Source organism: Brevibacillus humidisoli (genome assembly GCF_020923435.1).
In the GTDB taxonomy this organism is placed as follows: Bacteria; Bacillota; Bacilli; order Brevibacillales; family Brevibacillaceae; genus Brevibacillus_E; species Brevibacillus_E humidisoli.
Map to the genome: position 1 here is coordinate 4,860,139 of NZ_CP087263.1, position 12,362 is coordinate 4,872,500.

Consider the following 12,362-nt stretch of genomic DNA (forward strand, 5'->3'; position numbering starts at 1 on the left):
GAACAGCTATGTTTCAGGTAGAATCCTGTGGAATAAATTGTGGCCAATGTGGATAAAGCTGTTGAAAACAGCACTGAGCAGAAGAGTGTCCGCAAGAGGACCTGCTCATTTATCCACAAGGAGGCTTTTATGCACAGGGTGCGTACGATCTGGTTGCTGACGATCATGACATGCCTGCTTACCGTTGGCGTAGGAACAGTGGCGACCGACGTCCATGCAGTCGGTTCGCAGCAGCAACCACCCAAACAGGCCATTGTCGTATTTATTGAAAATATGTCTTTTACCGATCTTCAACAACTTCAGCATTATCCACATGTGAATAAAGGACTGCGTCACGCTTACTATGCGGCACTGACGATGCGAACTCCAGGAGCCCGCAATGATGCCAATGCCTATCTGCTGATGGGCAGTGGTGGTCAGGCGTTGTACACCAGCCGCAGCGGCACCGTTTATCACCGGGAAGAACAAGTGGAACTGGCGGAGATGCAAGGGGAAGGAACAGCTGCAGAACGAATGATCCAGATGCGCGGTATAGAACCAGCCGTGCAGAGGGAATCAGTACCGAAGTTATTGTTTCCCGGCATCTACCGACTGCATGCTTATAACGAAGATAGACCATTCACGGCTCGTATCGGACTGCTTGGCTCTACATTGCAGGAAGCAGGTATTGATGTTGCGCTCTACGGGAACGGTGACACGGCGGAGGGGAAACAACGGCATGCCGCGTTGTTCGCGATGAACCGGGATGGAGAAATTCCCAGAGGGGATGTCTCTGCCCGCACGACGCTGCGGGCAGCGGGATACCCGGACGGAATCCGCACTCATTACGGTTATCTGCTGGAGAGGATCAGGCAGGAGAGGTCAGGCCTGATCGTCGTGCAAATCGCCGACTTGGCCCGTCTGTATCGTCTGCAGGAATACCTGGCACCAGAGCACTATCAGCGACAGTATCAAAAGGTACTGGCTGATTTGGATCAATTCTTGGGAGTACTGCTTGCGGAGCGGAAGCCAGGTCAGCTGATCATGGTGACGTCGCCGTCTGTCAATCCGATAGCAGTTCAAGAAAAATCGTTGCTTACACCGATGCTTCTGTGGAAAGGGACCACCGCAGGAGGTGAACTGGCATCAATCACCACCAGGCAGAATGGTTTGGTCAGCGGATTGGACGTATTGCCGACGATCCTCTCTTGGTTGTCAGTACCGATTCCAGAGGGCGTGATCGGACACGTGATGTCAGGAGTCCCCGTAGAGGGGGAGAAGGCCGTCTTCTCAGAGGCCGACTTTTCGGACTCCTCTGTTAGCAGATTGCCTTTCTTTACAGAATTTATGGGGAAAGTAAACCAGATCGACCGCATCTATCAAAACCGCTCCGGGATCATGTATACCTACGTGATGCTGCAGATCATCATTCTCATAGCAGCAGCAGTAGCTTGGGTGTGGCAAAAAGACGGCAAACGTCCACTTGCTTACAAATTGCGACGGATTGTTCGCCTCTCCCTGTTGGCCATGCTGTTTTTTCCAGCGCTGTTCCTGATCGAACCGCTGCTGAGTTGGTCTGTTCCCGCCCCTGTTATAATTGCGGTGATCGTCATGTTTGCATTGGGTGGGGCCCTGTTGGTGGAGCACTGGAAGCTGCCGCAGCTGCTGCTGGCAGTCGCTGGTTTTACCGTTGGCTGTATCCTGCTTGACGGGTTTACAGGAGGAGAAGCGATGCGCCGCTCCTACCTGGGCTATGATCCGGTGATCGGTGCCCGCTTTTACGGATTGGGTAACGAATACGAGGGCGTGTTGATCGGGGCCAGCATACTGGCTGTTGCTGCCTTGTACGAATGGCAAAGGAGGCGGCAGCAGGCCCTCTTGACACAGCCGTTTCTCCTGACGGTGGCAGGGTTTGCGCTCACCCTCTACTACATGGCTGCTCCCTCGTTGGGCACCAATGCGGGCGGTTTCCTGGCCGGAGCAGTCGGCTTCGGTGTCACACTGTTTCGCCTCGAAGGCTGGGAGTTCGGTAAAAAGGGTTTCATCCTGTGTGGAGGAGGACTGATCGGCGGGATTGCGTTGATTATTGCTCTTCATCTCAGCTCGTCAGAGCCTCTTACCCATGTAGGTGTAGTCGCAGCCGACATTGTCAATGGCAATTGGAGTGACGTGCTCCACATCGTACAGCGAAAAATCGAAATGAACCTACGGCTGATCCGTGTTTCTTCATGGAGCAAGATGTTTGTCATCTCACTGATCGTCATCGGGTTGTTAAGCTTGCGGCCGGACCGCTATCTACGCCGTCTCTCGCAGCGGTACCCCTATCTGGTCAGAGGATTCAGCGGTGTGGTTGCCGGTTCACTGGCAGGTTTGGTGCTCAATGATTCCGGTATCGTCTCCGCTGCTACCTCAATCATCTTTTTTGCCGTCCCCGCGCTATTTGCCGCGCTGGGGGAAGGGGAAAAGCTGCCATCCGTCGATTCGGCAGAGGCTGGCAGCTAGCAGGAAAGTTCGTTGTCAAGATCAACCGGTAAGATCGCAAGCAAGATGACTTGCCAGATCCTACCCATCAGATAGCATCGCCCACTCGTCTAGCAGCATCTCCAACTCAGCTTTGGCTTGCTGTATAGCGTCGTTTCGTGCCTTGGCTTTTTTGTGGTCATTGTACACCTCGGGTTGGCACAGTTCATCTTCCCAGCCGGCGATCGATTCCTCTAGTTCGGAAATCGCCGTTTCCAGCTCTTCCAAACGGCGCAGCCGCTGACGTTCGCGCCGCTTCGCTTCTTTATCCTGTTCGTAACTCGATTTTTCCGGGGGTTGATTTGCCGCTGCGAGAGAGCTTGTTTTGCCGGAGCTGGCCTTGGCTTCTGCCTGTTCGGCAGCCAATTCGGCCAGTTCCTGTTTCTTTTCTACATAATAATCGTAGTTGCCGAGATAACTGGTGACACCATCGGCGGATAATTCCAGCACACGGGTCGCCATCTTGTTTAAAAAATAGCGGTCATGCGAGACGAACAAGATGGTGCCTGGATAGTCAAACAGGGCGTTTTCCAATACTTCTTTGCTCAAGATGTCCAAGTGGTTGGTCGGCTCGTCAAAGATCAAGAAATTGGCCTGCTTTAACATCAGCTTGGCCAGCGAGACACGCGCTCGCTCACCGCCGGACAGATCGCCGATTTTTTTCAGCACATCATCGCCGCTAAACAGGAAGTTGCCAAGCACTGTGCGCACTTCTCTCTCCTGCATCTGGGGGTACTGATCCCACAGTTCGGCCAGAACCGTCTTGTCATCTCGCAGATCTTCCTGTTCCTGATCGTAGTAGCCAGTGCTGACGTTGCTGCCGTACTGGATCTTGCCGGTCAGGGGCGGAAGCTGTCCAATTACTGTCTTTAGCAGTGTCGACTTTCCGATGCCGTTGGGACCAACTAGCGCCACCCGCTCTTCGCGCTCGATGGCAAAGGTTATGTTGCTGGCGAGAGCGTGATCCGGGTAGCCGATGCTGAGCTGTTCCGCCTTTACGACATCGTTTCCGCTCATGCGGGCGATATCGAAGCGAAACTGCGCCGCTTTGGAGTGGGTGATCGGTTTCTCCATCCGGTCCATTTTTTCCAGCGTCTTGCGGCGACTCTGCGCTCGGCGCGTCGTAGAAGCACGGGCGATGTTGCGCGCGATAAAATCTTCCAGCCGGGAAATCTCCTCCTGCTGCTTTTCATACTGCTGCAGTTCCTGTTCCATTTTGGCTGCCTTCAGGTCCAGAAACTGACTGTAGTTCCCCACATAGCGAGTTGCTTTTGTCCGCTCAATCTCGTAGATCACGGTAACCAGCTTGTCCAGAAAGTAGCGGTCGTGGGAGACGACAAGGATCGCTCCCTTGTAGTTGAGCAGATACGTCTCCAGCCAGGATAGCGTCTCGATATCCAGGTAGTTGGTCGGCTCGTCCAAGAGCAGCACGTCAGGTGCTTGCAGCAGCAGCTTGCCTAAAGCCAGGCGGGTTTTCTGTCCGCCGCTCAGCGTGTGGATCGGGGTATTGGTATCCATCTCTGAGAATCGAAGTCCGTTCAAGACTCCGCGGATGCTGGCTTCGTAGCTGTAGCCGCCGTGCTCCCGAAAGGCATCGGAAAGGACAGCATAGCTGTCGGCGATTTGCTGATAGCGTTTTTCGTCGGCCAGCACCTGCTCGTCACCCATCAAGGCTTCCAGACGACGCAGTTCTTGCTCCTCTTTGCGCAGGTGATCGAAAACAGAGAGCAGCTCTTCCCATATCGTTCGCTCCGATTCCAGTCCACTGTCTTGGGCCAGATAACCAATCGTCACTTCTTTTGGCTTACGAATCGTGCCGCTATCATGTCCCAACTCGCCGGCGAGGATTTTCATCAGGGTCGATTTGCCGGCGCCGTTTGCCCCCACCAGCCCGACACGCTCCCCGGTTTGAACTTGCAAGGATATATCTTGTAAAATGGTTTCAATCCCATATGCTTTGCTGATGTGTTCGGCTTGCAACAAAATCATCGTTTCACCTCAAAATATTGTGTCCATCCTATCCAGTTTAGCGTAAGCCGACGGAGAGCGACAAGAGGAGGCAGCAGGGAAGAGAGAGGAGGAACACTCCGTGGCACACTGGGAGGAGTCATCGGATGTGGAAAAGGCAAAAAAACTGCTTCGCCAGCAGATGTCCCAAATGCGCGGGGAGCTGTCTCGCCAGGAGCAGAGCCGTCGTTCCGCTCAGGCGGCACAGCATTTGCTGGAACTGCAACCGCTGACTGACAGTCGAACCATCCTGGCATTTTACCCGTTTCGGGACGAGATTGATACCAGACCGTTTCTGGAGGCAGCCGGCAGGCGAGGCCAGGAGGTGTGGCTGCCGTTAACCGATCCGGCATGCAGGCGGATCCATCCGCACGTATACCGGGGAAGGGACAGCTTGCGCCGGGGTGCGTACGGCATATTGGAACCTGACCCGGAACAGGCACCGCCGGCGGATCCCGAACGACTTGATGCCGTGGTCGTGCCTGGTCTGGCATTTGACCGCTCAGGCGGACGTCTCGGTTACGGTGGTGGGTATTACGACCGGTTTTTGGCTGATTTGTCCCATCGCCCGCTGTTGGTTGGGCTTGCTTACTCCATACAGCTTGTCGAGTCAGTCCCGCGGGAACGTCACGACATCCCGCTCCATTATCTGGTGACGGAGGACGGGGTGCTGGGGCCGTTCGGAAAATAAACATTTCTGTCACATAGTTGTAAGCCGCGATATCGGTAGACATGTAGTATAATATTGAAGTGAATGCCGACTCCCGCCCTAGCGGAAGGAAGTGGAGGTATCAAGATGCCAAACTGGAAGATCGGCGTCATCACGGCGAGCGATACGATTGCCAAGGGAGAGCGTGAGGATGACCGCGTGCAAATCCTGCGTGAACTGGCGCGGGAATGGTTGCAGGCCGATGTGGCCGTTTACCGTATCGTACCTGATGATATGGAAGAATTGAAGGAACAGATGATTGAATTGGTTGACCGGGACAAGTGCGATCTGTTGATTGTAACAGGCGGCACCAGTCTCTCACCGAGGGACGTGACGCCAGAAGTGACATCATGGGTGATCGACCGGGTCGTCCCTGGCTTGGCGGAGGAGATGAGACGAGCTGCCCTGCAGCAATCGCGACGGGCCATGCTGACGCGGGCCGTGGCGGGAACTCGCGGCAACAGTCTGATCATTAACCTGCCGGGTAGTCCGCGCGGGGTCGAAATCTGTTTCACGGCAATCGCCGATATGATCCCGGATGCGCTTAACATTTTACAGGGGACTGGTGACGCCAACGAGAATTGGGGGAGTCCGAGTGGTAGCCAAGCCTAACTTTAAGGAAATCCCGGTCAGGGAAGCGGTCGGTATGGTTCTGCCGCACGATATGACCCAGATACTGCCCGGAACGTTTAAGGGCCGCCTGTTTAAAAAAGGTCACGTAATCACGGAAGCGGACATTGAACCGCTGCTGTCGATCGGCAAGGAACACATCTATGTACTGGAGATGCCCCCTGGCCACCTGCACGAGAACGATGCGTCCGAACGTATCGCCCGTGCTGTCGCTGGTCAAGGAGTTATCCTGACTGAACCTTACGAAGGCAAGGTTACACTAAAGGCGGACTATACCGGTCTGGCCAAGGTGGATGAAGCCGCCGTTCATGCCATTAACGAACTGGACGCAATTGCTTTGGCTACGATGACAACCAACCAGGTGGTTGCTGCGGGTCGCCCGGTAGCTGCTGCACGAATCATCCCGCTGATTATCGAGGAGGCGCAGATTGACCGGCTGGAAGCATTGGCCAAGACATTTGACCAGCCGATTGTCCACGTCGTTCCCTTTCCGTCGAGAAAGGCAGGAGTCGTGACAACCGGAAAAGAAGTGTACAGCGGTCGAATTGAAGATAAGTTCGGACCAGTGATTCGCGGCAAACTGGAGGCGCTTGGGTCAACCGTAGTGGAGCAGCGGATCGTCCCGGATGACAAAGAGGTGATTGAGCAGGAAATTCGCCGCTTCCTTGAGCAAGGGGTTGATCTGGTGCTCGTAACCGGGGGAATGTCTGTTGACCCCGATGATCGCACGCCGGGTGCGATCGCTGAAGTTGCGACAGAGGTGGTTCGCTACGGGACGCCGATGCTGCCAGGTTCGATGTTGATGGTTGCCTATGCCGGAGACGTGCCGATTCTGGGACTTCCCGGTGCGGTGATGCATGAGCCGCTTACTTCGTTTGACGTGTTTTTGCCGCGTCTGCTGATCGGCGAGCGGATCACGGAGCAGGAGATCACCCGGCTCGGGTACGGCGGTCTGCGGAACTGTTAACTATCACGAATGGAGTTGGGAAAGATGAGTTCAATTGGTATTTCAGGCGTTATCCTGATCCTCATCCTGGCCCTGGTCCTGTTTGGACCCAAGAAGCTCCCTGAGTTGGGACGGGCGGTCGGACACACGCTGAAAGAGTTTAAGAATGCAACGCGCGGCCTGACCAAAGACGATGACGATGACGACGAGCGGAAGCGGCCTGTACAGCAGGCTGTCATCACGGAAAAAACAGATCCGGAACAGGAAAAACTGGAGCAGGAGATTCGCGAGCGGGTGCAAGCGGAGATTCGTGAAAAGATGGAGCGGGAACGTCTGCAGGCAGAGAAGGAGCAGCCAAAGACATAGCCGCTTCGCATAAGATGGAAATACCCTTTTTTGGGCAGAAAAAAGGCTGGTGGCTTGATGAGTGAGATTCGCGAGATGACGCTGGAAGAGCACCTGGGAGAGCTGCGGAAGCGGATCATCTGGGTGCTGGTCGTATTTGTACTGGCCTTGGTCGTGGGGTTGTTTTACGCTGATGTTGTGATTCAATACATGCAGTCTAACCCCATATCGCAAGAAATCCCTTTGTCCGGGCTCGTTTCCCTGTCTCCCTCGGATGCACTCAGAGTCTATATGCAGTTCGCGTTCCTGATTGGAGTTGTGATTACGCTGCCGGTGGCGCTATTTCAGATATGGAGGTTTGTCAGCCCCGGTTTGCGGCCGCCTGAGCAGCGGGTTGCCCTGCGGTTTATCCCCGTAGCGTTTTTGTTGTTCTTGCTAGGTTTGGGATTTGGCTACTATATTGTTTTTCCGATGATCCTGCCGTTTATGGTCGGATTTACGGAAAAGATCGGTACGCAGCCGCTTTACGGAGTTGCCGAGTATTTCGGATTTATGTTCAACATCGTGATACCGTTTGGATTTCTGTTTGAACTGCCGATGCTGGTGATGTTTTTGACTCGTCTGCGGATTGTCAATCCCATGCGACTTGCCCGCTTGCGTCGGGTGGCCTACTTCGTCCTTGCGGTGGTTGCCATTACACTAACCCCGCCGGAGATTGTCAGCGATATTCTGGTGACGATTCCGTTGCTTCTGCTGTACGAAGTGAGCATCTGGCTGTCCAAGCTGGTATATCGGAAACAGCTGCAGGAAGATGAGGCGTGGGAGAGGGAGTTTGCGGACAGGAAATCATAAATTGTTTATATTTGCCGCCAAAGTTGCTATGATAGTAATTAAGAGCAAGTCATTCAAAGAAATGGAGGAACCATTGGTGAATTATGAAGTAACCCAGCCATATGGCAGTGTGGAGACTAACTTTTCCAAACTGCTAAGGATGTTTGCTGTTTCCTTGCTCGTATCGGCGATCGGCTGTGCGTTTGGTACAATGTTCGTACCACCGGCGTTGATCTTGCCGCTCGTCATCGTTGAGCTGCTGATGCTGGTCGGCGCATTCATCTTCCGCCGTCGAGGTGTGCGAGTCGGCTACCTGTTTACGTTCGCGTTTGTCTTCATCAGCGGGATTACGCTGGGACCAACGCTGCAGTACTACGCGATGAGAGGGGATGCTGCGCTCGTCAACATCGCCTTTTTCCTGACGGCGGGGATTTTTGTCGGACTGGCGGCCTATGCCTATGTCTCCAAGCGGGATTTCAGCTTCCTCGGGGGGATGTTGTTCGCCGGACTGATCGGATTGATCTTGCTGCAGGTATTGAATCTGTTCCTGCCGCTTGGCAGCGGGATGCAGATGCTGATGGCTTCTGCTGGCGTACTGATCTTCAGTGGCTACATTTTGTACGATATCTCCAACTATAAGCATGGTGTTGCCGAAGAAGATATCCCGCTTGCGGTGATCTCACTCTATCTTGACTTTATCAACCTGTTCTTGTCCCTCCTGCGCTTGCTCGGACTGTTCGGTGGCAACGACGATTAAGCAGACGACTATGCTATGAAGAGCAAGTACAGCGAGTACTGAGACGACAGCTGACCGGATCTAGCGTGTGAACGCCTGTGGTACGGTTGGATTTGCTGACATCTCCCGTCAAACTGCCGACGGGAGATGTTTTTTTCATCCCCTGTTCTTCGCTGGGCATACTAGGTGCAGATGAGAAGAAGGGGGTTTTTCCGTTGCATGCTATATTGGCCGGTCTTCTGCTGCTCTTTGGTCCGATCGCCGCTTCGGGCGAGGTAGAATTGTTTGATACCGATAAAGAAAAAGTGGTTGAGATCTACGCCAATTCGGATCTCTTTCAACAAGAGGCAAAAGAAATGTTGGACAGTGTCAGCGGACGCGTGCAGGAATTAAGTCCCTCGCTGGAACGGGCACTCATCCTGAGAATTCCATTGACCCCGCCACAAGATCTGACCGTTGAGTCCACCGGGATCGATGCTCAGATCGTCGAGATGTTTGTGGTCATGCCGAAGCAGGGGGCTCGCCGCCCATGGATGATCGTACATACCAAGGACGGGGACTCGCTGTTGCTGGAGTTTGCTCGCGGTGCCGAGAAAGTACAACGGCTATTGGAGCGAGTGGAACGAAAAACAAGCTGACCTCATACGATGAAGTCAGCTTCTATAACGGGGTTAGCGAGACAGGATTAGCGAGGCGTGAGGAAGTTTTGCGTATAGTAGTCGTTCATCACGCCAACCCCCAATTGGGTAAACGCTTTTTCCATCACGTTTTTGCGGTGGCCGAGGCTGTTCATCCAACTCTCATGTGCTTCGATGGCGTCGACAAACCCGGCAGCGATATTTTCTCCAGCCGCTTTGTAGGGGATGCCTGCTTGTTTCAGCCGTTCAAAGGGATCCATGCCAGTGGTAGCGGAGACGTGATCGAAAAACTGATGCTGTTCCATATTGCTGCTGTGTTTTCGTGCTACCTCGGCCGCTTTTTCGTGCCAACTGAGGCGGGGCAGACTGTAACGGTAGCGAATCACATTGACTAGGTCTATAATCTGCCTTTCGTGAGCGGCATCAATCGCTTCACGCTCTTTGATCGACAGGGGAGGCGGATCAAAGTTTGGGCTTTGCCCCCGATAGGTCCATTTGGTCTCATAGAATCCCCCTTGCAGCAGCGGGAGTTGATTGATCATGCGCATGGCGGTTACGCGATCACCATTGTGTTTGTCGATGTAGAAGATCAGAGCGGTATCTTGCTCCATCACAAGCGGCCGCTCTTTGATCAGGTTGGTGATTTCAACCTGTGCGCCGCGGTAAGCGAAAGTAACCTTGTCGTTCAACCGGTATGTGCTGCTAAGCGCTTGGTAGCTGGTACCGATTGCTACCTGACCGATGCGAGCTTGCGGAGCGTTGGAGTACAGGTCAACTACTTTTCCATCGTCGATGCCTACCTGGAGGTACTTGTTCGGGTCTTGGTTGTATATCCACCACTCGTATCCCAAAGCACTCGGCTCACGGCGGGCAGGTGCTCCTAGCAGCGTGGTTACTTGCTCGGCAGGATCTCCCAGTTTCAAACCAAAAAGCTCCTGGTTCTCTGGCGGCGACGGTTGATTCGGATCTGCTTTTCCGCTCTTTTCACTGGCTGTGATTTGCTTTTCTCCATCGGTTTGCCCGTCCCTATTGGCCGTTTGCGAGCTCTCTGCAGGGGAGTCAACCTTGGAAGCAGACTGCCCGCCTTGCCTGGATGGTTGTTTGTCTGGAGATTCTCCCAACCAGGCTGTGAAGCTGGAGGGATCCCAGCCAACGGGTTGATTGATATGTTTGCCCACTAAGTGCAGCGGCACGTACATCGTTCCCTGGTACTCAATCGCGGCCGGAACTTGCTCTTTACCGTTGTCAAAATACCCTTTACGCTCGCCTTCCTCTACTTTCTGCCCGTTGATATAAAGGGTTGCCGGGTATAGCTTGACCGGCAATACGGTATAAAAGCCACCGGCCAGCAGGTGTGCCAGCACGCCAATTCCCAGCAATGAGACAAGTATCATCGTCAGCTTCCGCATCCATGATCCTCCTTTGGCTCCTATCACAATCTTTTATTCTATCTATATTCACCAAGAGGATTACTAGAACCTATTTCTCTTCTTTCTACTATATAGAATCTTGCTGTTGCTGTATGCAGGAGGTCAGACATAAAAAAACCTCGACCGGTACGTAGAGAACAGACCCGTACGTAGAGAACATAGGAAGAGACAGTATAATCGGGGCAATGGTGGTGAATAGTAGAGGGGGATGACTTGACTGATCAAAAATTACATAAAGTTGGATGAAAAGTACTTGCAAAGAAATTGCTCATTGATTATTATAGGAATTGGGTGTTAGCACTCCTTAGAGGTGAGTGCTAACAACCTAAAAAAAGTCCATCTACAAACTTGAGGAGGGTGTTTTTTGTGTTGAAGCCATTAGGTGACCGTGTGGTAATCGAACCAATCTCGAAGGAAGAAACAACCGCTAGCGGTATCGTTCTGCCTGACACCGCGAAAGAAAAACCACAGGAAGGCCGCGTAGTTGCAGTCGGATCCGGTCGCGTAGCTGATAATGGTGAGCGTATCGCTCCCGAAGTGAAGGAAGGCGACAAGGTCATCTTCTCCAAGTACGCTGGCACGGAAGTCAAAGTGGACAACAAAGAACTGCTTGTTTTGCGCGAGTCCGATATCCTGGCAATTATCGGCTAACCCACTTCACATAAGGAACGACCCTAACACATATTCCATAGGAGGTTGAGTAATTCCATGGCTAAACAAATCAAGTTTTCTGAAGAAGCCCGCCGCTCCATGCTTCGCGGTGTTGAAACGCTTGCCAACGCGGTTAAAGTAACTTTGGGACCCAAAGGTCGCAACGTTGTTTTGGAAAAGAAGTTCGGTTCCCCACTGATCACCAATGATGGTGTTACCATCGCTAAGGAAATCGAACTGGAAGATCCATACGAAAACATGGGTGCGCAGCTGGTAAAAGAAGTTGCAACCAAAACCAACGATGTTGCTGGTGACGGTACGACTACGGCTACCGTATTGGCGCACGCGATGATCCGTGAAGGTCTGAAAAACGTAACGGCTGGTGCCAACCCGATGGTTGTGCGTCGCGGTATGGACAAAGCGGTTCGTGCGGCTGTTGAAGAAATCAAGAAAATCGCCAAGCCGGTGGAAAACAAATCCTCGATCGCACAAGTGGCAGCCATCTCTGCTGACGACAAGGAAGTTGGCGAACTGATCGCTGAAGCGATGGAAAAAGTGGGCAAAGACGGTGTAATCACGGTCGAAGAGTCCAAAGGGTTTATCACCGAGTTGGAAGTAGTAGAAGGGATGCAGTTTGATCGCGGCTACGCTTCTCCTTACATGGTTACCAACACTGACAAAATGGAAGCTGTGCTGGATGATCCATACATCCTGATCACAGACAAGAAGATTTCCAACATCCAAGAGGTTCTGCCTGTTCTGGAGCAAGTCGTGCAAAGCGGCAAACCGCTTCTGATCATTGCAGAAGACGTAGAAGGTGAAGCGCTGGCTACGCTGGTCGTAAACAAACTGCGTGGTACATTCACCGCTGTAGCGGTTAAAGCCCCTGGATTCGGTGATCGCCGCAAAGCGATGCTGGGAGATATCGCTGCTCTTACCG

General features: G+C 53.1%; 12 protein-coding genes (1 of these 12 running past the window's edge). 10 read left to right on the forward strand and 2 right to left on the reverse strand.

The annotated features are described in order from the left end of the window. The first annotated feature begins 129 nt into the window (after positions 1 to 129). The gene (locus LOK74_RS23745) at positions 130 to 2,481 is read left to right on the forward strand and encodes a hypothetical protein (RefSeq protein WP_230044464.1); all 2,352 of its coding nucleotides are present in this window, start codon (positions 130 to 132) and stop codon (positions 2,479 to 2,481) included. A gap of 60 nt (positions 2,482 to 2,541) precedes the next feature. Here the strand turns inward: LOK74_RS23745 and LOK74_RS23750 are convergent, their stop codons facing one another. Then, the gene (locus LOK74_RS23750) at positions 2,542 to 4,488 is read right to left on the reverse strand and encodes an ABC-F family ATP-binding cassette domain-containing protein (RefSeq protein ID WP_230044465.1); all 1,947 of its coding nucleotides are present in this window, start codon (positions 4,486 to 4,488) and stop codon (positions 2,542 to 2,544) included. A 100-nt stretch (positions 4,489 to 4,588) separates the two neighbouring features. Here LOK74_RS23750 and LOK74_RS23755 point away from each other — a divergent pair, with 100 nt between their 5' ends. The 7 genes from LOK74_RS23755 to LOK74_RS23785 all read left to right on the forward strand — a co-directional run bounded on the left by LOK74_RS23755 (position 4,589) and on the right by LOK74_RS23785 (position 9,341). Then, positions 4,589 to 5,197 (forward strand): 5-formyltetrahydrofolate cyclo-ligase, encoded by a 609-nt coding sequence (locus tag LOK74_RS23755; RefSeq protein WP_230044466.1) that lies wholly within the window; start codon positions 4,589 to 4,591, stop codon positions 5,195 to 5,197. A gap of 105 nt (positions 5,198 to 5,302) precedes the next feature. Beyond that, positions 5,303 to 5,827: a MogA/MoaB family molybdenum cofactor biosynthesis protein gene (locus LOK74_RS23760; protein ID WP_230044467.1), complete on the forward strand. Its 525-nt coding sequence runs from the start codon at positions 5,303 to 5,305 to the stop codon at positions 5,825 to 5,827. After that, complete coding sequence (locus tag LOK74_RS23765; protein ID WP_230044468.1) at positions 5,811 to 6,812, forward strand: molybdopterin-binding protein; 1,002 nt, start codon at positions 5,811 to 5,813, stop codon at positions 6,810 to 6,812. The genes LOK74_RS23760 and LOK74_RS23765 overlap by 17 nt, the downstream gene beginning before the upstream one ends. 24 nt (positions 6,813 to 6,836) lie before the next feature. Beyond that, entirely contained in the window at positions 6,837 to 7,157 is a 321-nt protein-coding gene (tatA, locus tag LOK74_RS23770; RefSeq protein ID WP_230044469.1) for a twin-arginine translocase TatA/TatE family subunit, read from the forward strand. A 57-nt stretch (positions 7,158 to 7,214) separates the two neighbouring features. After that, entirely contained in the window at positions 7,215 to 7,988 is a 774-nt protein-coding gene (gene tatC, locus LOK74_RS23775; protein ID WP_230044470.1) for a twin-arginine translocase subunit TatC, read from the forward strand. Between the two features lie 76 nt (positions 7,989 to 8,064). Next, the gene (locus LOK74_RS23780) at positions 8,065 to 8,724 is read left to right on the forward strand and encodes a Bax inhibitor-1/YccA family protein (protein ID WP_230044471.1); all 660 of its coding nucleotides are present in this window, start codon (positions 8,065 to 8,067) and stop codon (positions 8,722 to 8,724) included. Positions 8,725 to 8,918: 194 nt separating this feature from the next. Beyond that, on the forward strand, positions 8,919 to 9,341 hold the full coding sequence (locus LOK74_RS23785) for a hypothetical protein (protein ID WP_230044472.1): 423 nt from the start codon (positions 8,919 to 8,921) through the stop codon (positions 9,339 to 9,341). A gap of 47 nt (positions 9,342 to 9,388) precedes the next feature. On the opposite strand, the gene LOK74_RS23790 is transcribed toward LOK74_RS23785, so the two are convergent. Further along, positions 9,389 to 10,750: a CAP domain-containing protein gene (locus LOK74_RS23790; protein ID WP_230044473.1), complete on the reverse strand. Its 1,362-nt coding sequence runs from the start codon at positions 10,748 to 10,750 to the stop codon at positions 9,389 to 9,391. Between the two features lie 387 nt (positions 10,751 to 11,137). Here LOK74_RS23790 and groES point away from each other — a divergent pair, with 387 nt between their 5' ends. Both groES and groL read left to right on the forward strand, forming a co-directional pair. Beyond that, positions 11,138 to 11,422 (forward strand): co-chaperone GroES, encoded by a 285-nt coding sequence (gene groES / locus LOK74_RS23795; RefSeq protein ID WP_230044474.1) that lies wholly within the window; start codon positions 11,138 to 11,140, stop codon positions 11,420 to 11,422. Between the two features lie 57 nt (positions 11,423 to 11,479). Further along, on the forward strand, positions 11,480 to 12,362 hold the 5' portion of the coding sequence (gene groL, locus LOK74_RS23800) for a chaperonin GroEL (RefSeq protein ID WP_230044475.1). Its footprint extends 755 nt past the window's final position; only the first 883 of its 1,638 coding nucleotides appear in the window; its start codon is at positions 11,480 to 11,482; its stop codon lies off the right edge, out of view.

Coding starts and splice junctions, on each gene's coding strand:
- LOK74_RS23745 (WP_230044464.1), top strand. CDS start 130: ATGCACAGGGTGCGTACGATCTGGTTGCTGACGATCATGACATGCCTG.
- LOK74_RS23750 (WP_230044465.1), bottom strand. CDS start 4,488: ATGATTTTGTTGCAAGCCGAACACATCAGCAAAGCATATGGGATTGAA.
- LOK74_RS23760 (WP_230044467.1), top strand. CDS start 5,303: ATGCCAAACTGGAAGATCGGCGTCATCACGGCGAGCGATACGATTGCC.
- tatA (WP_230044469.1), top strand. CDS start 6,837: ATGAGTTCAATTGGTATTTCAGGCGTTATCCTGATCCTCATCCTGGCC.
- tatC (WP_230044470.1), top strand. CDS start 7,215: ATGAGTGAGATTCGCGAGATGACGCTGGAAGAGCACCTGGGAGAGCTG.
- LOK74_RS23790 (WP_230044473.1), bottom strand. CDS start 10,750: ATGCGGAAGCTGACGATGATACTTGTCTCATTGCTGGGAATTGGCGTG.